Below are 25,708 nucleotides of genomic sequence, written 5' to 3' on the forward strand. Positions count from 1 at the left end.
GTCGCAAAAATAGCTTAGAAAAAATATGTACGAAGGTAAAAAGGTCATCGTCGTTATGCCCGCCTACAAGGCAGCGCTCACCCTGGAGAAAACATACCATGAAATCCCGCACGATTGGGTGGACGAGGTGATTTTAGTCGATGACCACAGCCCGGATAATACGGTGGAAGTGGCGAAGCAAGTGGGCATAAAGCACGTCATTCGCCATGATAAAAACCTGGGTTATGGTGGAAATCAGAAGACCTGCTATACGAAGGCTTTGGAGCTTGGTGGTGACATCGTCATCATGTTGCATCCAGATTACCAATACACACCCATGTTGTTAAAAGCGATGATTTCGATCATCGGGAATGGCTTGTACCCTGTCGTTTTCGCGTCCCGTATTTTAGGTAAAGGGGCACTAAAAGGGGGCATGCCTATTTACAAGTACATCGCGAATCGTTTATTGACTTTATTCCAAAATATCTTAATCGACCAAAAGCTTTCCGAATACCACACCGGTTACCGTGCGTTCTCGAAAGAAGCTTTGGAAGCCGTGAAATTCACGAAATGCGACGACGATTTCATCTTTGATAACCAAATGGTCTTGCAGCTTTTCTGGAAAGGTTTCGAAGTAGGCGAAGTAACTTGCCCGACGAAATACTTCGACGAAGCCTCCTCGATCAACTTCAAACGTAGCTCGATTTATGGATTGGGTGTACTTTGGTATTCTGTCCGTTACCGCCTCGCGAAGTGGGGATGGAAATGGGATTTAATGAACTAATAAAAAAGCCTCAGACTTTCGACAGATCTGAGGCTTTTTGCTTTTAGAAGCGTATACTCGCTCCCAGTAAGAAATTAAATCCGGCTTGCGGATAATAGAAATTCTCCGTCGTCGTAGCTCCACCATAGCGGTACGAATACGTATATCCATTCGAAGAATACTGCTCGTTCATCACATTGTTTAATAACAACGTGAAAACAGGGCCTTTCTTCAGCGTATATTTCAAGCGAATATCATGTGTATTATAAGCGGCTAGTGAACGTGCATCGTCTGAGGTATTGTCCAAAAACTGCTTTCCTACATATTTACGCAGCAAACTTGCTTCAAGAGCTCCTACCGTGTAGGTCAACGTACTTCCGTAAATGACCGATGGAGAATAAGCAATATCGGTATTCCCGTGATTGATCACAATTTGATCGTAAGTATCATAATCCGTCATTCGTTCCTTGAAGTTTTGAATGCGGTTTCGGCTTAGCGTCACATTACCACTCCAAACTAGGCGCTTTGAAATTTGGACGTTTAGCATGGTCTCCACACCTAAACGGTAACTCGATTCCACATTCGTCCGAATCGCATCACCCGTCGAATTAACCGCCCCAGTTAAAACTAATTGATCCTGGTAATTCATAAAATAACCATTTATCTGTAGCCCATACCGACGACCTGAACGCGCATACCCTAATTCGTAATCCTGCAAATATTCCGGACGGGGATTTCCAGCCGCATTATCCACGAAATCTTGGCGACTCGGCTCTTTGCTTCCAGCGGAAACCGAACCGTAAACTTTCGATTTTTCAGAGAGTTGATGTGTTAGGCCAAATTTGGGATTAAAAAAGGAATAGCTATTATCCGAATTCAAATTCAAAAACTTATCCGCTGTTCCAAACATGCAGTATCCTACCGTCCGGTATTGGACATCCACGTAGGCGTTCCAAGCAGCAGACAGATTGATATTCCCTTTTGCATATAGGTTCAAATCCGTTTTTTGAGATCTGCTTCGATACCATTCTCTGCCTGGATAAGGATCTTGCAACACCCCAAAATGACGACCCACATAGCGATTCCACGCGCCGCCAAAGGTGAATTTAATTTTTTGGGAACCGGTATAATTCAACGCAAAAGTCGATCCGTAGAAATCATTATCTAACCACTTGCGGCGAATGACATCTACGCTACGCAAGGAGTTGGCAAAACCATAGGTAATTAAATCCGCTGCCGGCTTGAATTCCTCATAATATCCTCGACCATAGGTATAATGCGCATTCAAATCAAGGTTCCAAGCCTCCGTCAACCGGTGATTCGTGATGAGCTGAAAGTGATCCTGCGCATAATTATCGGTCTGATTATCGTAGGTGTAGTAGTTATAGGTACGACCACTTTTCAATAGATTATCTGCATCCTGGGGGCTTAAATAATTTCGGTCGATAAAGGCCTGCATATCAGCCACAGAACCTGTGATTCTACTTTCTGGAGTACCATACCAAGACTGGTAGGTCTTTTCATTACCGGTAAAGTAGTTAAAACGGGCGAAGCTTTTCTTGCCAAAATATCCCGCAGAAAAATAAGCCGAAAGTAAATTAGATGAAGCACGATCAATAAATCCATCGGAAACGATGCGTGATAAACGACCATCTAATGTAAATTTCCCACCTAACAAGCCGGAGCCACCTTTAATCGTTGTTTTTAGCGTTCCAAAAGACCCACCAGAGGCGTGTACTTCACCGTAAGCTTTGGACTCAAAAGTATTCGTTTGCATATTCACCGATCCACCAAAAGCACCCGCTCCATTCGTCGAAGTCCCTACTCCCCGCTGGATTTGGACTGAATTCACAGAACTAGCAAAGTCAGGCATATTCACCCAGAAGACCCCCTGTGACTCTGAGTCGTTAATCGGAATACCATTCACCGTTACATTCACTCGCGTCGCGTCGGAACCCCGAATGCGAATCCCTGTATAACCAATTCCTGCTCCGGCGTCAGAAGTCGTCACCACAGAAGGAGTAAAGTTTAACAACATGGGCATGTCTTGGCCTAAGTTCGACTTCCCTAATTCCTCCGCAGATACGTTAGAATAAGCCATCGCCGAATTTTCATCCGCCCGAGTGGCCCGAACGACCACTTCGTCTTGTAAGTAATTGGATTTTTTCAGCGTAATGCTGCTTGACTGCGAGGCCTTGACCTCCACCGGATCGTAACCCACGAAACGAACCTGAAGCACCGCATCTGAAGGAGCGGAGAGGATGAAATGCCCTTTAGCATCCGTGACATTCCCTTTCTGACTTCCTTTCACGGAAACGGAGGCACCCCATAAAGGAGCTTTGGTTTCCTGATCGAAAACAAGACCTTGGATTTTTTGCGCAAAAAGACTTTGCACACATAAGATAAGCGTAATGATAAGCGTTGTTGCCTTTTTCATTTGTTTTTGAAGTTTAGCAACAGGTAAAGGAGCCAAATCCTGTTATGATTTAACTTTTTAACCCTTACATTGATGATTTTTTTGAGTTTTCAGCGCTAAAAACTCGACAAAATCCCTTCGACGGCACTACCCGCATCAGGTTCAATGGGTATAATCTCAGCCTTTTTTAGGGGCACCCCTTTTTGTAGATGCACAAAGATACAAAATTTCCTACCTTTGCAAGCCCTACGTAAATTTTGTAGGGAATTTTTGCACGTATGATCGTCAAAGAATTTCTCAGTATTTACCAGAACGATGGAATTGTCCAAAGCATTTCTGACAAGATAACTACGTCCAAACCGGGCGAATCCCTCCACCTAAAAGGCCTCTGCGGCTCCCTTGACACAGTTTTAATATCTGCTCTTTTACAGGAGAAGGAGCCGTTCTTGATCATTTGCGAGGAAAAAGAGGAGGCGCAGTACATCTATAATGACCTGCAGGCACTCATCGGCGACACGGCGGTGATCCTATTCCCGATGTCCCACAAAAAACCCTACGAATGGGAGGAAGTGGACAACGCGAATGTCTTGTTGAGAGCTGAAGTGCTGAATATATTGAGTAATTATTCCGGCCAAAGCCTCGCCATCGTCTCCTACCCCGCAGCGATGACTGAGAAGGTGATTAACCGAAAGTCTTTGGTGAAAAACACCCTATCCATCCGGGTAGGCGATAAAATCGACCGCAATTTTGTAGCAGAAACGCTAAATGAATACGATTTCGAGCGGACGGATTTCGTCTACGAAGCGGGACAATATTCTGTAAGGGGTGGTATTTTAGATGTGTTCTCCTACGCGGCGGAATATCCCTATCGACTTGATTTCTTCGGCGATGAGGTCGAAAGTATTCGAACTTTCCACCCAGAAACCCAGCTTTCCATCCAATCTGTTTCAGCGATGCACCTCATCCCCGATGTGCAGACGAAGCTGGTGCAGGAAACACGGGAATCCTTCTTCACCTTCTTACCAGAAAACACGAAGATCTGGATCAAAGATCTAAGCATCTTGAGCGATGTGTTAACTGAGAATTTCGAAAAAGGGACGATGGTCTACGAGGTCAATTCCTCTTCGGACATCAATCTGTTGAACAAGCCAGAGGAGCGCTGGGAAACCGCAAAGACGATTAAAAAATCGTTGCAGGGATTTGTCTGTGTGGAATTTGGCAAACGGTCTCATCTGAAAAATTCCGAGACGATTGTTTTCCCTTCGAAGAATCCGGGGGCCTTCCAAAAAGACTTCGAACGGCTAGCCACCACCCTTTTAGACAACCAAACCCACGGGTTTCACAATATCATCAGTTCGGAATCCCCGCGGCAATTAGAACGCCTCGAGGTGATTTTTAACGAAATTAATACGAGTATTCAGTTCAAACCTTTGCAGATTTCACTACGTGAAGGCTTTGTGGACGAGCAAACGAAGGTGGCCATTTACCCGGATCACCAGCTGTTCGAACGCTACCACCGCTACAAGGAGAAGAACAAGTTCTCGAAGAACAAAGCCTTGACCTTAAAGGAATTACGATCCCTTCAGGTGGGCGATTTCGTGACACACATTGATTATGGAATCGGACGTTTTGCCGGATTAAACTTGGTAGAAACGGCAAATGGAGAGCAGGAAGTCATTCGATTGATTTACCGCGACGACGATGTCTTGTCGGTTTCGATCCATTCTTTGCACAAGATTTCGAAGTATTCTGGAAAAGAAGGTGCCCCTCCGTCGATGTCGAAATTGGGATCGCCGGATTGGGATAACAAGAAGTCCCGAGTAAAAAAGCAGGTGAAGGATATTGCCAAAGAGCTCATCTCCCTCTACGCCAAGCGCAAAAACGCGCCAGGTTTTGCCTTCTCGCCTGACACCTACCTTCAAGCAGAACTTGAATCCTCCTTCCTATATGAGGATACGCCGGATCAAGCGAAAGCAACCATCGACGTGAAGGCAGATATGGAGAAACCGCATCCGATGGACCGATTGGTTTGTGGGGATGTGGGCTTTGGAAAGACAGAAATCGCCATCCGAGCTGCTTTCAAGGCCGTAGCCGATTCAAAACAAGTAGCTGTTCTAGTTCCTACCACGGTGCTTGCGATGCAACATTACCGCACTTTCCACGATCGCCTCGCGGCGTTCCCTTGCAAAGTGGAATACGTGAATCGCTTTAAATCGACGAAACAAATCAACGAAACCCTGGCCCGCGTGGCGAGTGGCGAAACGGATATTTTAATAGGCACACACCGTTTAGTGAATAAAGATGTTCATTTCAAGCAATTGGGCTTGATGATTATAGATGAAGAGCAGAAGTTTGGGGTGAAGGTCAAAGACCGCCTAAAAGAAATGCGTGTCGACGTAGATGTGTTAACCTTAACGGCTACACCGATTCCAAGAACCCTTCATTTCTCCTTAATGGGCGCCCGCGATCTAAGTATTATCGCCACACCTCCGCCTAACCGCCAGCCAGTTGAGACGAAATTAGTAGTCTTGTCTGATGAAATTTTGCGCGATGGCGTAAGAGAAGAAATTAGTCGAGGAGGTCAAGTTTTCGTGGTATATAACCGAATCGGTGAACTCGAAAGCATCGCGAACCGCATCTTGCGCCTAGTCCCAGATGCAAAAATCGCTGTAGCGCACGGCCAAATGGAAGGCGACCAGCTAGAGAAAATCATGATGGGCTTCATCGAGGGCCATTACGACGTACTCGTCGCGACAAACATCATCGAATCCGGACTAGACATCCCGAATGCAAATACGATATTCATTTTAAATGCAAATAATTTCGGACTCTCCGATCTACACCAAATGCGGGGCCGCGTAGGTCGTTCGAATAAAAAGGCCTATTGCTACCTGGCAACACCGTCTTTAGCGAATTTAACGAGCGATGCGCGCAAGCGTCTCAGCGCTTTAGAGGAATTCTCTGATCTTGGTGACGGTATCAAAGTAGCGATGCGCGACTTGGATATCCGCGGTGCCGGAAACTTGCTAGGAGCTGAGCAAAGTGGCTTTATCAATGATTTAGGTTATGATATGTACCACAAAATTCTCGATGAGGCAGTTCAGGAGTTGAAAGAGAATGAGTTCAAAAAGCTCTTCGAAGTCGATTTAGAGCAAGTAGCCGAAATACTGAAAGTGGATTGCACTATCGAAACCGATTTGCGGGTGTTGATTCCGGAAGAATATGTAACGAGCATCTCGGAGCGCCTAGCACTTTATACGCGTCTAGATGAAATCGAGGACGAGGAAACGCTGGCTGCATTCATTAAGGAGATCAAAGACCGTTTTGGCGATTTACCTCAAGAGGTAAACGACATGATTGAATTAGTGAAGTGTAGATGGAAGGCCCAGATTTTGGGAATTGAAAAAATTCTATTGAAAAACAATATTCTGAAGTTCCATTTCGTTTCTTCGGAGTCTAAACGACCACTTGACCAAAATACCGTTATCAAGGTCATTTCCTTCGTGAACAACAAAAAAGGTTTGTGTCAATTGAGAGAAAAAGCAGGAAAAATGATCTTGCAAATCGATAAGGTGAGTAGTATTAAAGAATTAAATACTATTTTAGTGGATATTTTGGGGTAATTAATACCTTTGTTAATTGATTCTACCTATTAAAGGAATATAAATGAGTACGAAATTAAGATTAATCCTGGGGGTCCTAAGTTGTGTGTTTTTGCTCACTTCTTGCCCTAGTGGACTTAAAAACGGCAATCCGAACAGCCTAAAAGTGGGTAAAAAATCCACGGTGACAGGCTTAGCTTATAATAGCAAAAAAGGCGGCTTCCAAGTCAACAAATCCTACAAAGGACCTATCGTAGGCCCTAATTTAGTGTTTATTGAAGGTGGACGTGTGACCTTGGGTGGTGGAGAAGAGGACGTAATGAAGCGCAACGACAACCGTCAGCGTACCGTAACAATTCAATCCTTTTATATGGATGAAACGGAGATCTCTAATTTACATTATTTAGAATATTTAGATGCGATTAAGCGTGATTCTACGCTAAATGCCTACACGGCAGCCCTTCCGGATACCACGGTTTGGTTAGATGAATTAGCCTACAACGATCCTTATGTGACACATTATCTACGTCACCCTGGCTTCCGCATGTACCCATTAGTGGGTGTTACGTGGAAACAAGCGAATGATTATGCAGCTTGGAGAACGGCAGTAGTGAATAAAAACGTGGCTTTCCCGAAAGGAAAACCAAGAAATCGTAAGAATCCAGTGGCTAACATGGAGTCTGGTTTAATTTTACCGGAATACCGTTTGCCTACCGAAGCAGAGTGGGAATATGCAGCGAAAGCCATGATCGGTACGCAGCAAGAAGATGAAAATCAAGAAAATCAGCGTATTTACCCTTGGGATGGGCCTTCAATGCGCCAGCCTTTCGGTAGAACTCGTGGTCAAATGCTCGCGAATTACAAGCGTGGTCGTGGTGATTACTCTGGTTTAGCGGGCCGCTCAAACGATGGTGCGATGATCACCGCTGAGGTTTATTCTTATCCAGCGAATGATTTCGGTCTATACAATATGGCCGGCAACGTGAACGAGTGGACAATGGATACTTACCGTCCGTTGACCTTAGATGACGTGAATGATTTAAACCCGGCGCGTCGCAACGAAGCACAAGATCCAGCAAAATTATACGATAAAGGAAATTCCTTGATTAATGATAATGCCAAAGTCTACAAAGGCGGCTCTTGGGCAGATGGACCGTATTGGTTATCTCCAGGTACACGTCGTTATTTAGACAAAGATGCGTCATCGTCTACCATCGGTTTCCGTTGTGCGATGTTCGCTCCAGGAAAACCAACGAAGCGATAATTAACCCTCATTTTAAAGCAGCCAGTGCTAGGAAAGACAATTTCCCTGTACTGGCTGCTTTTATTTTAGCCCCTGCTGCTAAAAAAGTCGCCCCCGTGGTCATCGTATCATCCACTAGCAAAATCCGCAAGCCATCCAGCTCGTCCGGCTTTAATACCTCAAAAGCCTCCTCCAGCGTCGCATAGCGCTCAGCCCGATTCAATCCGATCAGAGAAGATACCTGTTTGTTTCTCACTAAATTATCCTCTAGAAAAGGAATTCCAGATTCCCGCGCGATTCCTTTAGCAATGCAAGCCGCCTGATTGTAGCCCCGCTCTCTCCTCCGAGACGGATGCAAGGGCATCGGTACAATGACATCATACTCCTGTCGTGTGAATGACCTGCCTATACAAGTCCCAAGATACTCCCCTAGTTTCTGCTGACCCTTGTATTTTACCTGATGTAACAAATGCTGCACCTTCCCGCCTTCTGCAAACAAGAAATAGGCGTGCACCCGATCGTATTCGATCAGGCCATCGAGCTTGTGAGATATCCAATTCGGCTGTTCTAGGAATAATCCGGGCTTAGGCAGTTCGAATCGACAGGCGGTACAAAGCATTATTTCCGAGCGAATTAGCACCTGATCGCAAGCAAAACAACATTTGGGATAAAGTAATTGTAAAAAGCTTGTAATCATCTTGAAAAAACTTTTGTATTTAATTAAGTTTCAGTAATTTTGCACCCCTAAAAGAGAACCTAAAACGAAATCAACAAAAGATGTTGTCCAAGTTCTTGATAAAGAAAAAAGAGTCTAAAAAAATAGTTCATAATTAACCTTTTAAAATGGCACGCGATTTAAAATTCACTAGAAACATCGGTATTGCTGCGCACATTGATGCGGGTAAAACCACCACTACGGAACGTATCCTGTATTATGCAGGGGTGTCCCACAAAATCGGTGAGGTACACGATGGTGCGGCAACCATGGACTGGATGGAGCAAGAGCAAGAACGTGGTATCACGATTACATCTGCTGCAACTACAGTAAACTGGAAGTACCGTGAGCAAGATTACCACATCAACATTATCGATACTCCAGGTCACGTTGACTTTACAGTAGAGGTAAACCGTTCTTTACGTGTATTAGATGGTCTAGTATTTTTATTCTCTGCTGTTGACGGTGTTGAGCCTCAATCAGAGACTAACTGGCGTTTAGCTAATAACTACAACGTAGCACGTATCGGTTTCGTTAACAAAATGGACCGTTCAGGTGCTGATTTCTTAAACGTGTGTAAGCAAGTGAAAGAAATGTTAGGTAGCTACGCAGTACCTCTTCAATTGCCAATCGGTGCGGAAGAAGGTTTCGAAGGTGTAGTTGACTTAGTTAACTTCCGTGGCATCAAATGGAACGAGGCAGATAAAGGAATGACATTCACTGAGGTACCTATCCCAGATGATATGCTAGAAGAGGCGACTGAATACCGTGAGAAATTATTAGAAGCCGTAGCTGAGTTTGATGAGACTTTGATGGAGAAATACTTCGAAGATCCAGCATCTATCTCTGAAGATGAAATCTTAGCCGCTTTACGTGCAGCTACGATCTCAATGAAAATCGTTCCAATGCTTTGTGGTTCATCTTTCAAAAACAAAGGTGTTCAAACAATGTTGGATTACGTAATGGCTATCTTGCCATCTCCAATGGATAAAGAAGGTGTTCGCGGAACTCACCCAGATACGGGCGAGGAAATCTTGCGTAAGCCAAGCGAGTCTGAGCCTTTCGCGGCTTTGGCCTTTAAAATTGCAACTGACCCTTACGTAGGTCGTTTATGTTTCATCCGTGCTTATTCAGGTGGATTGGATTCAGGTTCCTACGTATTGAACAACCGTTCAGGAAATAAGGAGCGTATCTCTCGTATCTTCCAAATGCACGCGAACAAGCAAAACGCGATCGAGCGCTTAGGTGCTGGTGATATCGGTGCGGTAGTAGGTTTCAAAGACATCAAAACGGGAGATACCCTTTCTGATGAGAAACACCCTATCATTTTAGAAGCGATGGACTTCCCAGAGCCAGTTATCGGTTATGCCATCGAGCCTAAGAAAACGGCTGATGCGGATAACTTCTCTAAAGCAATCACTAAGTTGATCGAAGAAGATCCAACGTTACAAGTTGAATCTAACGAAGAGACTGGCCAAACGATCATCAAGGGTATGGGTGAGCTTCACTTAGAGATCATCATCGACCGTATGCGTCGTGAGTTCAAAGTAGAAGTTAACCAAGGTGCTCCTCAAGTAGCTTATAAAGAGTCTTTAACTAAGACAACTGAACACCGTGAGGTTTACAAGAAACAATCAGGTGGTCGTGGTAAGTTTGCTGATATCGTATTTGAAATCGGACCAAGAGAAGATGACAAACCAGGTTTAGAATTCGTTAACAATATCGTGGGTGGTGTGATTCCTCGTGAATTCATTCCAGCTATCCAAAAAGGTTTCGAAGAAGCAATGAAAAATGGTGCTTTAGCAGGATACCCAATGGATTCAATGAAAGTTCGTTTATTCCACGGATCTTTCCACGATGTCGATTCAGATTCATTATCATTTGAATTAGCAGCTCGTATGGGTTACAAAGAATCAGCGAAACAAGCTGGTGCGAAGTTAATGGAGCCTATCATGGCCGTTGACGTTGTTACTCCTGACGAATATACTGGACCTATCACAGGTGACTTAAACCGTCGTCGTGGTATCATGAAAGGTATGGATTCTCGTCAAGGTGCTGTAATCTTGAAAGCGGATGTGCCTCTTTCTGAATTATTCGGTTACGTAACAGATTTACGTACGATGTCTTCAGGACGTGCAACTGCCTCGTTAACGTTCTCTCACTACGAATTCGTTCCGCAAAACATCGCTGACGAAGTAGTTAAGAAAGCGAAAGGATTATAATATTCTTTGCAGATAATAAAAAAGCCCGAGCGAGAGTTCGGGCTTTTTTTATGCCAAAACCTCTCATCCTTCCCACGCTCAATTCATCCTCCCCCGCTATCTTTTGTCTAAAAAGAAGAATTCTTTCCTAGATTGGGTGTATTTTTGAATTCATTAATTTGATTGCTATGACTAAAATTATCGAGACCCAGTCTATTTCAAAACGTTACGTGATGGGAGAAGAAGTGATTGACGCCTTAAAAGACATCAACATCTCCGTGAATAAAGGCGAATACGTAGCTTTTATGGGTCCTTCGGGTTCTGGCAAGTCCACTTTAATGAATATCGTAGGCTGCTTAGATACGCCTTCTACGGGAAAATACATCTTGAATGGACAAGATGTATCGGAGATGTCAGAAAATGAGCTAGCGGCCGTAAGAAACAAGGAAATCGGCTTCGTTTTCCAAACCTTCAACTTACTCCCTCGCCAATCTGCCTTAGAAAACGTGGCATTGCCTCTTATCTATGCGGGTTATACAAAAAAAGAACGCACAGAAATCGCGATGAACGCCCTAAAAGGGGTGGGACTAGATAATCGCGCACTTCACAAGCCAAACGAGCTTTCAGGGGGGCAAAGACAGCGTGTCGCTGTGGCTCGTGCTTTAGTAAATGATCCGTCGATCTTATTAGCCGATGAGCCGACAGGTAACTTGGACACCAAGACTTCCTACGAGATCATGGATCTCTTCGATCAATTGCACAAAAAAGGCAATACCATCGTCATGGTTACCCACGAAGACGATATTGCCCAGTATGCTCACCGCATCATTCGTTTACGTGATGGCGTCGTAGAATCTGACACCATTAATACCAACGTGCGTAAGGTAGAGAAAGTCTAGAACTTCACGCGATCTGTCCCGTAAGGAGCACGTTGTGCTCTTCTTAACCAGGTATTTGCTTCTGCATCATTTACGAATTGTTCTTTCGTCGGATCCCATTGCAATTTGCGTGGAATTTTCATTGATATGTGCGTGATCAAGCAAACCGTACAAGCGCGGTGGCCTATTTCGATAGGTGAAATCGGCTCTTTGCGTGACTCGATACAATCCAGCCAGTTTCCATGTTGATCGTCCGAATGATACAAATGCGTTTCTTTCTCTCCGATTACTGATTGTAAAATCTTAGGGTCAGAGGCATTTAGAGCTTTCGATCTCACCTTGGCGGTAGGATCACTCGGCGTCGCCGCGTAATCGCCACGAGAAACGAAAATCCATCCTTCTGAACCTTCGAAGCGGATACCATTTTCATATCCACCAGAGGTGTACATCGTGATGCCATTTGCGTATTCGGCTTTCGACATGAAGTCCCCATGCACATTCCACAAACCTGATTTAGGGAATTCTGCCACTGATTCTACCGAGATCGGACCTGTATATTCTGTGTCCATTCCCCAAGCCGCAGAATCGTAATGGTGCTGTCCCCAACCCGTAATCATACCGGCGCCAAATTGCTCCATACGTAACCAACCTGGACGGTCATACCCTTTTTGAGGATGAACCGCAATCTCTGTGTAAGCCATTTCAGGTGTAGAACCTAACCACATGTCGAAATTAAAGCCCTTAGGCACAGGCATCGCAGGCGCTGGCGGACCGGATGGATCTCCAGGCAAACCAATCTTTACGGTATGTAATTTACCGATTCGGCCATTGCGCACTAGTTCTGCCGCGATTCTAAACTGAGAACTAGAGCGTTGTTGCGTTCCTACTTGCAGAATACGGCCGGTCTTTTTAATCACGTTCGCTAACTGACGACCTTCGTGGATCGTTAATGACGTAGGCTTTTGAAGGTAAATATCTTTGCCGGCAAGCGCTGCTTCCATTGCTGGTTGTGCATGCCAAAAATCCGGCGTACTGATCATCACCGCATCGATGTCCTTGTTCAAGAGCATTTCGCGGTAATCATCGTACATCTTCACATCGATGTAATTCGCTTGACCCGTTTTCTTTGTGTAGTATTCTTCGACTAATTGCTTGGTCTCCTCGGTCCGATGGCGATCTAAATCGCAGACAGCCATAATGCGCGCCTTCTCGTGCTTCCAAGTACCCGGTAAATCGTGGGTACGCGCGATGCGGCCACAGCCGATTTGGCCGATGTTAATTTTATTGCTCGGTGCATCTTTCCCGCCTAAAACGTGCGCTGGAACGATGGTAGGAAACCCTAACGTACCTACGGCACTCAGGGCTAGGTTATTGATAAATTTTCTCCTTTTCATGTTTTGATAGATATGTTAGTTGCGTTTTTTTGGGCAATCAATGCTAATTCCGTGGATAAGAAACAATGCGCTTGTGTCATCGCCGTTTCCGTTCTATTCAGGACGTCGTTTACCAGTAATTCTCCGTGAGGAAGATTCACATCTTTGCAATCGATGTACAAAGTTTCTTTGTTCGTCACCACATATAAATGACTACCTGTTCCGTGCGGAGAAGCAATATCCGTGTTTTTCCGTACTTCCATATAGCCATCTGTTCCCAGGATGGTCAGTCTACCGTCTCCCCAGGTATTTAATCCGTCCGGAGTAAACCAGTCCACGCGAATGTAACCCGAGCCTTTGTTGCTACGAAGCATTAGATCTCCAAAATCCTGGAATTTCGGGTATTGAGGGTGGTGATGGTTCGCGATTTGGGAAGCGACTACTTCTCCTTGTGTCGAACCGGTGAAATGTAAGAATTGATCCACTTGGTGAGAGGCAATATCCGTGATGATTCCGCCGTAATATTTCGTATCAAAGAACCAGTCAGGACGCGAATTAACACTCATGCGGTGAGGCCCTGTTCCCAAGGTCTGCATCACTTTGCCAATTTTGCCTGAAGCCACTAATTGGCTAGCTAACTCCGTCGCCTTGTTCTCAAAACGCTCGCTGAAGGAGATGGAATAAATGCGATTCGTTTCTTTTTGGACCTTACGCACCTCCGCTAATTGTTCTAGACTGATGATGCCTGGCTTGTCGACCATGTAATCTTTTCCATGCTGCATCACTCGGATGCCTAATGGAGCGCGCTCATTCGGTGTGATCGAACTAAGCACTAGTTTAATAGAAGGGTCTTCTAAGACCTCTGCTTCACTCTTCACAAGTTTCGCTTGGGGGTAGCGTTTCGCGAAGTCTTTGATTAAATCCGGTTCTTTTGCGTAATACGAAACAAACTCTCCACCGCCTCGAATAATCGAATTCGCCATCGAATAAATATGGCCGTGGTTGATTCCTACGACTCCGAATTTAAGGCGTGGCGCGATGATGCGTTCCGGCTGTTGCGGGGCAAAAGATTTCGTTGCGTCTTTAATGGAAGAGGGCAAAAAAGCCATTCCGCCTAACATTCCGGCTTGATGCAGGAAGTCGCGGCGATTCGCAGCTGTTGATTTCATTTTTAATAGGTTTAATTTACCTACAAAAGTAAAAATCTAGCTGAGATTACTGACATGTGGGCATAAAAAAAGCTGCTCATTTCTGAACAGCTCTTTAACTATATAAAAAATCTCAAACCTATTTTTTCTTTTCTTTAACACGAGCCGCTTTTCCTTGCTTACCACGCATGTAGAATAAACGTGCACGACGTACTTTACCACGACGTAATACTTCAATTTTGTCGATGTTTGGTGACAAGATTGGGAAAATACGCTCAACACCGATACCATTAGAGATCTTACGAACTGTGAAAGACTCACCAGCACCCGAATTTTTACGTTGGATAACTAAACCTTGGAAAACCTGGATACGCTCCTTGTTACCTTCACGAATTTTCACGTGTACGTTAACTGTGTCTCCTGCAGCGAATTCAGGGTGTTCACCTCTACGTGCTGCGTTTTCTTGCTCTACGAATTTAATTAAATCGCTCATCTGAACTAATTTTTATTTGATGATAATCAGCGCTTAGCGGCCCACTTGTGCATAAGATCGTCTGATTGGGGTTGCAAAGATAGGAAAAATATTTCTTTCCAAAAACAAATGACTACTTTTTACCTTTAATAGCCTGAACAAAGTCAACTATCTCAGCGCTAAGGTCTTTGGCCTGTGCAATCATCTTCACGAATGCACTACCGATAATCGCCCCAGAGGCATTCTTAGAGGCCTTCATAAAACTCTCATGATCGGAAATACCAAAGCCAATTAAACGCGGGTTCTGCAAATTCATCGCGGCAATCCGAGAGAAATAGACTTCCTGATCTGCCGAAATCCCCGTTTTCGCCCCGGTCGTACTCGCCGAAGAGACCATGTAGATGAAACCTTTGGAAACCGAATCGATGTGTCGAATACGCTCATCGTTCGTTTGAGGGGTAATTAACAGAATGTTGTATAAACCGTATTTTTCAAAAATCTCGCGGTAAGACGCCTCGTATTCCACCATCGGAAGATCCGGCAAAATCAAGCCATCCACTCCTATTTCCGCACATTTCGCACAGAAAGCCTCCACGCCATATTGCAAAACAGGATTAATATACCCCATTAATAGCACAGGAACCGTGATGGTCCTGCGCATATCTTTCAATTGCGCAAACAAATGCGCCACGCTCATTCCTTGCTCTAATGCCGCTTGATTCGAAAGCTGAATCGTTTCACCATCCGCAACCGGATCAGAATAGGGCATGCCTACTTCGATAATATCTACGCCACCTGCTTGTAAGGCATTTAAAACCGTCATCGTATCCTCGAAACGAGGGAAACCAGCCGTTGTATAGACGTTTAAAACAGGTTCAGTAGCTTGGGCAAAAAGGGCTGAAATTCGATTCATCTTAGTCATTCAATTTTAAACGGTTTTGGTAAGTCGATAAATCCTTATCCCCTCTTCCTGAAACATTTACGACCACAATTTCATTCGATTTTGCTTGTAATCTTTCGAATACGGCCAAAGCGTGTGCAGTCTCCAAAGCCGGAATAATTCCCTCTAATTGAGAGCATTCCACCGCTGCCACTAAGGCCTCCTCATCTGTCACACCATAGAAAGTCGCACGACCAGATTCGAACAAATGCGCATGCATAGGTCCAATTCCCGGGTAATCTAAACCAGCCGAAATCGAATAAGGCTCGATCACCTGTCCGTCTTCGGTTTGCATCGATAAACTCTTGCTACCGTGCAAGACGCCCGGTTTTCCTAAGAAAGTGGTCGCAGCAGAATGGCCAGATTCCACGCCTAAACCAGCTGCCTCCGCAGCGATTAAGGCCGTGCGTGGCTCATCTAGGAAATGGTAAAAAGCTCCTGCGGCATTCGATCCTCCACCCACGCAAGCAATCACGTAGTCTGGATAATCACGGCCTTCTTTTTCTTGTAATTGGTAGCGAATCTCTTCGGAAATAACCGCTTGAAAACGAGCGACCATGTCTGGATAGGGATGTGGTCCCACCACAGATCCGATAATGTAATGGGTGTCTACTGGATGATTAATCCAGTGACGCATCGCCTCGTTGGTGGCATCTTTCAGGGTTTGAGAACCCGATTTTGCCGCTACCACTTGCGCGCCTAACATGCGCATTCGCGCTACGTTAGGAGCTTGTCTTTCGATGTCGATGGCGCCCATGTAGACGATGCACTCCATACCCATCAAGGCACAAACCGTCGCAGTCGCCACGCCGTGTTGACCAGCACCTGTTTCTGCCACGATTTTGGATTTACCCAGGCGTTTTGCGACCAGGATTTGGCCTATCGTATTGTTAATTTTGTGTGCACCCGTGTGACACAAGTCTTCGCGTTTCAAATAGATGTTCGTATTGTATTTCGCAGACAAACGCTCCGCCTTGAAAAGGGGAGTAGGGCGACCCACGTAATCCTTTAATAAGGCGTGGAATTCCGCCTGGAACGACGGCTCCGCGATGATGTCTAAATAGCGGAATCGCAATTCCTCCACATTCGGGTACAACATTTCCGGAATATAGGCTCCGCCATAATTCCCGTAATACCCACGCTCATCTACATTAAATGACATATCTATTGCTGTTTTACAATTTCCTTAACTTTCTCGATGTCCTTTAAACCGGGACTTACCTCGAGTTTACTATTAAAATCCAGAGCATACAATCCTGGTAATTTCCTCGCCTTTTCTACATCCTCCGCGCTTAAACCTCCCGCTAAAAAATAGGGAATGTCCAGCAGGTAATACGCTAACAAAGACCAATCAAAATGTTCTCCGGTTCCACCTACTTGCGCTCCTTTTTTCGTATCAAACAGATAGAAATCAGGCCTGTCCTTCAGTTTTAAATCTTCTGCTGAACCCACACTAATCGCCTTGATTACTTGCAATCCGGCGGCTTTCAATGTATCAATTTCTGTTTGCGACTCCTCGCCATGCAATTGCACGACGGAGAAACCGGCTTTTTTCGAAAGGGTAATAATATTCTCTGTGGTTTCATTCACAAATACCCCCACCGCCTTTGTATTCACTGGCAATGTTGGAATCACAAAATCAGGACCTACGTATCGGGGCGATTTAGCCACCCAAATAAATCCCATAAAGTCCGGCCCGCAAGCCGCAACTTCTTGGATATTTTGTAAATCCCGCATGCCACAGACTTTCCACTTCATGCTTATTGAATAAAGTCGCTTAAGGCTTTTCCTGGGTTATCCGTTTTCATGAAGCTTTCGCCTATCAAGAATCCACGATACCCGTAGGTTTTCAATTCTTTAATAATCTCTAGACCTGAAATACAACTCTCAGAAACCTTTACAAATTGCCCAGGTATTTTAGTTGCCAAAACCTTCGAAGCCTCCACATTTTGCTCGGAGAAATTCTTCAGGTTTCGGTTATTTACCCCTACCACGGAGATGTACTCGCCTAGTGAACGATCCAATTCTTCTTGATCGTGCACCTCCAGCAAGGTTTCCATTCCTAATGAACGGGCTAGCGTGCCTAATGTTTTGATTTCGGATGGACTTAAGGCCGCCGCGATCAATAAAACCACGTCCGCACCCATCGATTTGGCCTCGATGATTTGGTACTCATCAATCATGAAGTCCTTACGTAAAAGGGGCGTGTTTGGGTTTGTGCGACGAGCTAATTCAAAATCAGCATAGGTTCCTCCAAAATAGGATTCATCCGTCAGCACCGATAAACAGGCCGCCCCCGCCTCTACATAGCCACGTGTCACAACATCCACTCCCAAGCGATCGTTGATGATGCCTTTCGAAGGGGATTTACGCTTGAATTCAGCGATAACTCCCGTGGAAGCTGGCTGAATTAAGGACATAGCCAAGGAATGACAAGCACGAGCGAAATACCCTTGTTTCTCCAGCTGAGCTGTCGAGGTGCGCGCTTTGCAAGCGGCCACTTCCTGTCTTTTTGTTGCTATGATTTGGTCTAATATGCTCATCCTAGTCCATGATAAATTTCTTGAAAGCCTGGAACGCGCGACCGCTTTCCAAAGACTCTTTCGCTAAAGCATAGCCCTCCACTAAAGAAGCTGCCTTGCCTGCCACATATAAACCTGCTCCGGCATTCGCTAAAACGGCTTGCGTTTGAGCAGGTGTGCCTTCACGTTGTAAAATCTTATACAACATATTTGCCGAAGCCTCCGCATTAGAGCCGCCAAATAATTCCGACTGAGCCACTACATCACAGCCGATGTCGGATGGATTATAGATCGCCGCGCCTTCAGAAGTCGTTAGACGGAAAGCAGAGGTTAATGAGATCTCATCGTAGCCATCTTCCGCATACACGATCCCGTATTGCTTGCCAGAACCCGCAAAAAATCCTTCATACAAAGCAAAGGCTTCGGGTGAATAAACGCCGGAGATTTGCTTGGTTACTTTAGCCGGATTCAATAAAGGCCCTAGTAAATTAAAGAAGGTCTTCATGCCCAATTCCTTGCGTATAGGACCCACGAAGCGCATGGCTGGGTGGAAAAGTGGCGCGTGTAAGAAACACATGCCCGCCGTTTCCATCTTGCGCTTCAAGATTTTGGGATCATTATTGAATTTCAAGCCTAAAAACTCTAATACCGTAGACGATCCCACCGAAGAGGAAACGCCGTGATTGCCGTGTTTCGCGATTTTTTGGCCAGCTCCTACGATGATGAAAGAGGAGGTCGTCGAAATGTTAAAGGTATCTTTTCCATCTCCACCTGTTCCACACACATCCATGGCATCAAACTCCGATAAATCCACCGTTACGGCTAAATCCAACATCGCAGCTACGAAACCTTTTAATTCATCTACTTGAATCGGATTGAACCAATACGAAGATAAAAATGCGGCAATTAGGCTCGGATTAATTTCTCCTTGCCCCATGCGCAGCATGATTTCTCTCGCTTCATTTTCTGATAATGCTTCTCCCGCAACCCGTCTATTTAATATATTTTTCATTCTATTATTTCATCCAATTTTGAATCATTTGCTTTCCATGCTGCGTTAAAAACGCCTCCGGATGGAATTGCACCCCACGCACATCGTATTTCGAATGCGCCTCCGCTAAGACAAAACCTTTGTCATCTTGTGCCGTTACCTTTAGATCACTAGGCATCGTAGATGGAATCACCGTCCACGAGTGGTAGCGGCATACTTCGAAGCGAGCTGGGATATCTAAGAACAAGCGTTCTGTCGGATCCGTTACCACACATTCCGTTGTTACACCATGTAAAACCTCGCCCATATTGCTTAATTGAGACCCAAAAGCCTCCGCAATCGCTTGATGACCCAGGCAGACGCCTAGAATTTTTTTGGTCGACTTATATTCTTTCAATAAATCCATCATGATTCCCGCCTCCGATGGAATCCCTGGGCCTGGCGACAACAAGATATTGTCGTATTTACCCACTTCCTCGAGTGAGATCTTATCGTTGCGAAACACGTCCACCTCCGCGCCTAGCTCCTTTAACAGGTAGACCAAATTGTACACAAAGGAATCGTAATTATCTAAAACCAATACTTTCATATCCTTAGGCTAAATTTTCTGCCACCTCTAATGCTCTGCGCAAGGCTGCTAATTTGTTGTGTATTTCCTGCATCTCACTTTCCACCACGGACTTAGCGACTACGCCCATGCCCGCTTGGAAAAACAAGGTGTCTCCTTTACTTAAAAACGTACGGATCGCGATGGCATGATTAAAATTGCCCTCGAAATCCATAAAACCGATTGCTCCACCATAAATTGCCCGGTTAGTCGGCTCTAAACGGTTGATAATCGTCATCGCATTGTGCTTTGGCGCACCACTTAGCGTTCCCGCTGGGAACGTATCCGCCACCATTTGCAAAGGATTAACACCCTTTTGCAAGTGTCCGGTTACTTTAGAAACCAAGTGAATCACGTGTGAGAAGAATTGTACCTCCTTGAAGGTCTCCACTTTCACATTATCCGCCGAACGACTCAAATCGTTGCGCGCTAAGTCTACGAGCATCACATGTTCTGCTGATTCTTTCGGATCTGCAATCAATTCCTGTGCTAATTCCGCATCGCGAGCATCATCTCCAGAACGTCTAAAAGTTCCGGCAATCGGATGAATCTCCGCAACTGATCCCTCAATTTTAATCTGTTTTTCTGGCGAGGCCCCAAAAATCCGGTATTCCTCGTAATCAAAATAGAATAAATAAGGCGATGGATTCACCGAACGAAGCGCGCGGTAGACTTGAAAATCATCCCCCTCGAATTTTTGAGAGAAACGTCTAGATGGAACGATTTGGAACACATCCCCGCGTAAACAGTGCTTAATGCAGGTATTGACAATTTCTCGAGTTTGAGCCTCCGTTAAATTACTCACTTCTTCTCCCTTTCGCGCAAAAGAAGCAGTCGCATAATGCGGCATGTCTAACAGGTAGGTAATCGTATCAAAAGAAGGCTCTGAACCATCGTAGCTGTGCGCGTAGAGGCTCATTTGGTTATTAAAATGGTTCACCGCCACCACGTAACGGTACACATAATAACGGATCGACGGGATTTCGGATTCCGGATTTTTCGCCTGAATATCGATATCCTCGAAGTAAGTTACCGCATCGTAGGAGATATGGCCAAAAAGCCCGTTCGCCATCGGCGAATCCCCTTTATCCTTCTTAAAATCAAAACGATCCGCAAAGCTTTTCAAAGCAGCAACCGCCTCATGGCGATCAGCTAAAGTGAAATTCTCTTGCGTTCCGTCTGGAAAAGTTTGGGTGACTTTCGAATCCGTTAACTCGAAGCGAGCCACCGGGTCAAAGGCAATGTGAGAGAACCCATGTTCCTTACCGTGGTAATCCGCAGATTCCAAGATAACCGAGTTCTTATAGTTTTTGCGAATCTTCAAAAAGATCCCGATCGGCGTGAGCGTATCAGCCAAAAGCGTTTTCCGTGAAGTTCGTATATTTATGCTAGACATGTTTCAAAGGGCAAAATTAATAAAAAAAGGCTTACTGTCGAACAGCAAGCCTTTAGTAAACATATCATGTACACACAGCAAAACTGTTCAGGGATTATTATCCTTGCCACCAGTTTTTGTTGTATGTTGCTTTTGTCATTGTGTTGTTATTTAATACAAATGTAGAGTGAAATCTGTAAAATCAAAATTTTAACCGATCAAATCCCACAAATTTCCATATAAATCGGCGAATACGAGCACTTTACCATATTCTTCCTCACTCGGTCCACGCACAATCGTAATCCCCTGCTCTATCAAATTTGCATGATCTCGATCAAAATCATCCGTGTGCAAGAACAAGAAAACGCGTCCTCCTGTTTGATTTCCTACTCTCGTTTTTTGTTCGTCCGTCGCCGCTTTCGCTAACAATAATTGGCAAGAACCCTCCCCAGACGGTTGCACCAATACCCAACGCTTCACATCACTCAAAACGGTATCTTCCACTAGTGTAAAACCTAGTTTCTGCGTGTACCAGGCGATGGCTTCGTCATAATCGGCTACCACGAGGGCAATGTGCATGAGGTGGTGGGGCATAAGCAGTCGAAAGTCGCTAGTCACTAGTCACTAGTCGGGGGTTAGTAATCAGTTGTCGGTAATCGGTATCCAGTAGTCGCTAGTCGCTAGTCGAGAGTCGGATTTAAGTTAAATTTTAATTTTCGTCGCGGCCTACGAAGTTAAACGGTGAGATTAACTTCAATTCTGCCTTGATTTCATCGGAAACAGCTAATCCGTCGATGAATGCATGGAAAACAGCTTGGTCAATCTTTCCGTGGTGACGAGTCAAATCCTTCAGGGCCTCGTAAGGCTTAGGAAATGCTTCGCGGCGTAATACGGTTTGGATTGCTTCTGCGATGACCACCCAATTATCTTCTAAATCCTGGTGGATTTTGCTGTTGTTTAATTCTAATTTTCCCAAACCGCGTTGCAATGAATTCAAGGAAATCACCACATGCGCTAAAGGCGTACCCACGTTACGTAAAACGGTCGAATCCGTTAAATCACGCTGCAAACGAGAGATAGGAAGCTTCGCAGATAAGAACTCGAAGAAGGCATTCGCCATCGCTAAGTTTCCCTCCGCATTTTCAAAATCGATCGGATTCACCTTGTGAGGCATCGCCGAAGATCCGATTTCACCCGCTTTGATCTTTTGCTTGAAATAACCCATCGAGATGTATTGCCAAATATCTCTCGACAAATCAATCAAAATCGTATCTAAACGCTTCAATCCATCGAAATAGGCTGCTAAATTATCGTAATGCTCAATCTGAGTAGTGTATTGACTACGTTTAATGCCTAAATCTGCATGTAATTTTGCCGCAAATTGTGGCCAGTTAATTTCTGGAAAGGATACTTGGTGTGCGTTGAAGTTACCTGTCGCCCCACCGAATTTACCTGTGAAAGGAACCTGTGCTAACAAGTCTAATTGGCGATTCAAACGCTCTACAAAAACCTTGATTTCCTTACCTAAACGGGTAGGAGAAGCTGGCTGACCGTGGGTGTGTGCTAATAACGGAATCTCTTTCCACTCTGTTGCGTAGGCATCTAAAGTGGCCACCACTGCTTGGTAAGCTGGTAAAATCACCTCGCGATGAGCTTCAGCGATAGATAATGGAATAGCTGTGTTGTTAATATCTTGAGAAGTTAGACCAAAGTGAATAAACTCTACAAAAGGGCTCATATCACCCGGGAGGGCTAACATGCGGTCTTTGATAAAATATTCAACCGCTTTCACGTCGTGGTTCGTCACCTTTTCGGTATCCTTGATCCACGTGGCATCTGCCTCAGTAAAATTCGTGTACATGGAACGCAATGCGGCATAATGTTCCTTAGGGAAGCCTTTTAAAGGGGCCAAAGGAATCTCGCACAAGGCAATAAAGTATTCGATTTCTACTCGCACCCGGTATTGGATTAATCCAAACTCCGAGAAATAGGGAGCTAGTGCGGCGGTTTGTTTGCGATAACGGCCATCTACGGGCGAAATGGCAGTCAATAAATTTAATTCCATGCTATCTTATCAAAGCACAAAGTTACAACATTTTAAAAATTATCCGTAATTTCAAGCATGCTAAGTCCACGTTACCTTTCGTTTCTACTTGCTTTTGTCATCGCCGGGGTGGCAGCAGCCTTTATTTCCTTCTTACCTACCTCCGATTCCGCGACTATTTTCGTTGGATTTAGTAGCGTCTTGATTTTTGGTTCCATACTCATCTACTTCGCCCTAGACAACCTTGTTTTCAAGGAGGTGAACGTATTATATGACCAAATTAAACAAATCAAAAAGAAGAACTTCCCACTCATTTCTCGTAAGCAATTAGTCCAAAAAGAGAACCCCATCGAGCTCTTAAAAAAGGAATTAACCGCCTACGTATCGACTACTGAAGATGAGGTAAAAGAACTAAAAAAGGCCGCTGTTTATCGCCAAGAATTCCTAGCTGACGTATCCCACGAGCTCAAAACACCCATTTTCGCAGCCCAAGGCTTCGTCCATACTTTAATAGACAATCCAGATGAAGCACCTGAAATCAGACAGAAATTCTTAGAAAAAGCAGCCAAAAGCCTAGACGGCCTTGACGCCTTAGTGAAAGATTTGCTTACCGTTTCACAAATCGAAACTGGTGCTATCAAAATCGAAAAAAAACGCATCAATTTGCGTCCGATGATCGAGGAGATATTTGAACAATTAGAAGGGAAAGCCAAAAAACGCGGTGTAAAACTCTTTCTTAACTGCGCAGATGAAGCCATTGATGTAAAAGCCGACGCTCAGAAAATCGAACAAGTTTTAGTCAACCTGGTAGACAACGGCATCAAATACGGCAAACAAGACGGAAAAGTAACCGTCCTCATCGAAGACCGTAAAAAATCCTACCTTATTTCCGTCAAAGACAACGGACCCGGCATCTCCGAAAAACACCTTCCTCGTCTCTTCGAACGCTTTTATCGCGTCGACAAAAGCCGCACTAAATTGAGCGGCGGAACTGGCCTAGGACTTTCCATCGTAAAACACATCGTTCAAGCCCATGGCAGCAAGATCCAGGTTGAATCGAAGGTGGATAAAGGGACGAGTTTTAGTTTTAAGCTCGAAAAAGCTATTTAGCTTTTTCGAAAGCACAAAGAACAAAGCAAAAAGCACAAAGTTGGAATACAAAAAGGGACGCAATGCGTCCCTTTTTGTATTGATATATGAAATATCTTCTTCTTTAAAGTTTGGTTTGAAAATCAAATTCAGAAAAATAGGACGCAGACCATTCTGCATTTTTTTACCAAGAGTTTAAATTTTTTATTGTGGCTAAAAAATATGACATAGGCCATTTATGGCCACAATAAAAAAATTAAACCGCTCCTTCAGTCAACCTCTCCGCATTCTCCGCTATCCTCAACTGCTCAATGAAATCAGCAATTTCGCCATCCATTACGACTGGAAGATTGTAAACTGTTAAGCCGATGCGGTGATCGGTGACACGACCTTGAGGGTAATTGTAGGTTCTGATTTTGTCCGAACGGTCTCCCGATCCCACCATCGACTTGCGATTTCCGGCGATTTCGGCGTTGCGTTTAGCTAATTCAATTTCATATAAACGAGAACGTAAAACGGTCATCGCTTTGTCAAAGTTCTTTATTTGAGAACGTTCATCCTGACATTGCACCACCAAACCGGATGGAATGTGGGTCACACGAACCGCAGAATAGGTGGTATTTACGGACTGACCACCTGCGCCAGAAGAACAGAAGGTATCTTTACGGATGTCGTTCATGTTGATTTGAACGTCTACTTCGTCCGCCTCTGGTAATACCGCAACCGAGGCGGCAGAGGTGTGAATACGACCAGCTGATTCAGTAGCTGGCACACGTTGAACACGGTGGACACCGGACTCAAACTTTAATTTAGCATAGACATCTTCGCCTTGAACAGACGCGATAATTTCTTTGTAACCGCCTGCTGTGCCGTCGGTGAAATCCATGATTTGGAAAGTCCAGCCCATCTTTTCAGCGTAGCGTTGGTACATACGGAAGATATCTCCGGCGAAAATGGAGGCTTCGTCGCCACCAGCTCCGGCACGCACTTCGAGGATACAATCCTTTGAATCGTTCGGGTCACGTGGGATTAACATCTCCTTCAAAACCTCTTGCATTTCTTTTTCTGCGGGAACTAATTCTTCTAATTCCGCTTTGGCCATATCACGAAAATCCTCGTCTTTTTCCGTAGCGATCACCTGTTTAGCCTCCTCGATGGAGCCTAATAAGTTTTGGTAGGCCATGTACTGGTCCACGATCTTTTGCAAATCCTTGTATTCCTTACTCAAGGTCTTGAATTTCTTCAAGTCCGACACCACTTCTGGCATCGCGATTTGTTGTTCTACTTCTAAAAATCTTTCTCGGATGGCCTCTAGCTGCTCCAGCATAACATTTTGGTTTTAAAAAACGT

The 25,708-nt window shown here is 44.8% G+C and carries 21 protein-coding genes and 1 riboswitch; of the genes, 6 read left to right on the forward strand and 15 right to left on the reverse strand.

Annotated features, from left to right (window positions below; translation table 11 throughout):
* The first annotated feature begins 25 nt into the window (after positions 1 to 25).
* Complete coding sequence (locus tag V7S74_RS10590; protein ID WP_406778731.1) at positions 26 to 763, forward strand: glycosyltransferase family 2 protein; 738 nt, start codon at positions 26 to 28, stop codon at positions 761 to 763.
* Positions 764 to 806: 43 nt separating this feature from the next.
* Here the strand turns inward: V7S74_RS10590 and V7S74_RS10595 are convergent, their stop codons facing one another.
* Positions 807 to 3,179 carry a TonB-dependent receptor gene (locus V7S74_RS10595; RefSeq protein WP_406778732.1) on the reverse strand — a complete coding sequence of 791 codons (2,373 nt, stop codon included), beginning with the start codon at positions 3,177 to 3,179 and terminating at the stop codon, positions 807 to 809.
* Positions 3,180 to 3,274: 95 nt separating this feature from the next.
* Positions 3,275 to 3,369: riboswitch (TPP riboswitch) on the reverse strand.
* Between the two features lie 67 nt (positions 3,370 to 3,436).
* Here V7S74_RS10595 and mfd point away from each other — a divergent pair.
* Both mfd and gldJ read left to right on the forward strand, forming a co-directional pair.
* Positions 3,437 to 6,781 carry a transcription-repair coupling factor gene (gene mfd / locus V7S74_RS10600; protein ID WP_406778733.1) on the forward strand — a complete coding sequence of 1,115 codons (3,345 nt, stop codon included), beginning with the start codon at positions 3,437 to 3,439 and terminating at the stop codon, positions 6,779 to 6,781.
* A gap of 43 nt (positions 6,782 to 6,824) precedes the next feature.
* Complete coding sequence (gene gldJ / locus V7S74_RS10605) at positions 6,825 to 8,024, forward strand: gliding motility lipoprotein GldJ (RefSeq protein WP_406778734.1); 1,200 nt, start codon at positions 6,825 to 6,827, stop codon at positions 8,022 to 8,024.
* 7 nt (positions 8,025 to 8,031) lie between these two features.
* On the opposite strand, the gene V7S74_RS10610 is transcribed toward gldJ, so the two are convergent.
* Positions 8,032 to 8,622 carry a ComF family protein gene (locus V7S74_RS10610; RefSeq protein WP_406778735.1) on the reverse strand — a complete coding sequence of 197 codons (591 nt, stop codon included), beginning with the start codon at positions 8,620 to 8,622 and terminating at the stop codon, positions 8,032 to 8,034.
* Positions 8,623 to 8,846: 224 nt separating this feature from the next.
* Between V7S74_RS10610 and fusA the strand changes: the two genes are divergently transcribed.
* Positions 8,847 to 10,940, forward strand: a complete 2,094-nt coding sequence (gene fusA / locus V7S74_RS10615) for an elongation factor G (RefSeq protein ID WP_406778736.1) — start codon at positions 8,847 to 8,849, stop codon at positions 10,938 to 10,940.
* Between the two features lie 167 nt (positions 10,941 to 11,107).
* Positions 11,108 to 11,818, forward strand: coding sequence for an ABC transporter ATP-binding protein (locus V7S74_RS10620; protein WP_406778737.1), 711 nt, complete (start codon positions 11,108 to 11,110; stop codon positions 11,816 to 11,818).
* Here the strand turns inward: V7S74_RS10620 and V7S74_RS10625 are convergent.
* The 12 genes from V7S74_RS10625 to purB form a co-directional block, all read right to left on the reverse strand.
* Complete coding sequence (locus tag V7S74_RS10625) at positions 11,815 to 13,191, reverse strand: Gfo/Idh/MocA family protein (RefSeq protein WP_406778738.1); 1,377 nt, start codon at positions 13,189 to 13,191, stop codon at positions 11,815 to 11,817. The genes V7S74_RS10620 and V7S74_RS10625 overlap by 4 nt on opposite strands.
* A complete protein-coding gene (locus V7S74_RS10630) occupies positions 13,188 to 14,339 on the reverse strand; it encodes a Gfo/Idh/MocA family protein (RefSeq protein ID WP_406778739.1) in 1,152 nt (383 codons plus the stop codon). The genes V7S74_RS10625 and V7S74_RS10630 overlap by 4 nt, the downstream gene beginning before the upstream one ends.
* A 118-nt stretch (positions 14,340 to 14,457) precedes the next feature.
* Positions 14,458 to 14,811 carry a 50S ribosomal protein L19 gene (gene rplS, locus V7S74_RS10635; protein WP_406778740.1) on the reverse strand — a complete coding sequence of 118 codons (354 nt, stop codon included), beginning with the start codon at positions 14,809 to 14,811 and terminating at the stop codon, positions 14,458 to 14,460.
* Between the two features lie 112 nt (positions 14,812 to 14,923).
* Positions 14,924 to 15,703, reverse strand: a complete 780-nt coding sequence (gene trpA / locus V7S74_RS10640; protein ID WP_406778741.1) for a tryptophan synthase subunit alpha — start codon at positions 15,701 to 15,703, stop codon at positions 14,924 to 14,926.
* Position 15,704: 1 nt separating this feature from the next.
* Complete coding sequence (gene trpB / locus V7S74_RS10645; protein ID WP_406778742.1) at positions 15,705 to 16,892, reverse strand: tryptophan synthase subunit beta; 1,188 nt, start codon at positions 16,890 to 16,892, stop codon at positions 15,705 to 15,707.
* 2 nt (positions 16,893 to 16,894) lie between these two features.
* Entirely contained in the window at positions 16,895 to 17,488 is a 594-nt protein-coding gene (locus V7S74_RS10650) for a phosphoribosylanthranilate isomerase (protein ID WP_406778743.1), read from the reverse strand.
* Positions 17,489 to 17,490: 2 nt separating this feature from the next.
* On the reverse strand, positions 17,491 to 18,273 hold the full coding sequence (gene trpC / locus V7S74_RS10655; protein ID WP_406778744.1) for an indole-3-glycerol phosphate synthase TrpC: 783 nt from the start codon (positions 18,271 to 18,273) through the stop codon (positions 17,491 to 17,493).
* A gap of 1 nt (position 18,274) precedes the next feature.
* The gene (trpD, locus tag V7S74_RS10660; RefSeq protein WP_406778745.1) at positions 18,275 to 19,264 is read right to left on the reverse strand and encodes an anthranilate phosphoribosyltransferase; all 990 of its coding nucleotides are present in this window, start codon (positions 19,262 to 19,264) and stop codon (positions 18,275 to 18,277) included.
* Between the two features lie 4 nt (positions 19,265 to 19,268).
* Complete coding sequence (locus tag V7S74_RS10665; RefSeq protein WP_406778746.1) at positions 19,269 to 19,832, reverse strand: anthranilate synthase component II; 564 nt, start codon at positions 19,830 to 19,832, stop codon at positions 19,269 to 19,271.
* Positions 19,833 to 19,836: 4 nt separating this feature from the next.
* Entirely contained in the window at positions 19,837 to 21,246 is a 1,410-nt protein-coding gene (locus V7S74_RS10670; protein WP_406778747.1) for an anthranilate synthase component I family protein, read from the reverse strand.
* 189 nt (positions 21,247 to 21,435) lie between these two features.
* Entirely contained in the window at positions 21,436 to 21,819 is a 384-nt protein-coding gene (locus V7S74_RS10675; protein WP_406778748.1) for a VOC family protein, read from the reverse strand.
* Between the two features lie 115 nt (positions 21,820 to 21,934).
* A complete protein-coding gene (gene purB / locus V7S74_RS10680; RefSeq protein ID WP_406778749.1) occupies positions 21,935 to 23,290 on the reverse strand; it encodes an adenylosuccinate lyase in 1,356 nt (451 codons plus the stop codon).
* A 57-nt stretch (positions 23,291 to 23,347) separates the two neighbouring features.
* On the opposite strand from purB, the gene V7S74_RS10685 reads away from it, so the two are divergent.
* Positions 23,348 to 24,379, forward strand: coding sequence for a sensor histidine kinase (locus tag V7S74_RS10685; protein WP_406778750.1), 1,032 nt, complete (start codon positions 23,348 to 23,350; stop codon positions 24,377 to 24,379).
* Positions 24,380 to 24,614: 235 nt separating this feature from the next.
* Here the strand turns inward: V7S74_RS10685 and prfA are convergent, their stop codons facing one another.
* Positions 24,615 to 25,685 (reverse strand): peptide chain release factor 1, encoded by a 1,071-nt coding sequence (gene prfA / locus V7S74_RS10690; RefSeq protein ID WP_406778751.1) that lies wholly within the window; start codon positions 25,683 to 25,685, stop codon positions 24,615 to 24,617.
* Positions 25,686 to 25,708: the final 23 nt, after the last annotated feature.

This window comes from Aquirufa novilacunae (assembly GCF_045310505.1).
Taxonomy (GTDB): domain Bacteria; phylum Bacteroidota; class Bacteroidia; order Cytophagales; family Spirosomataceae; genus Aquirufa; species Aquirufa novilacunae.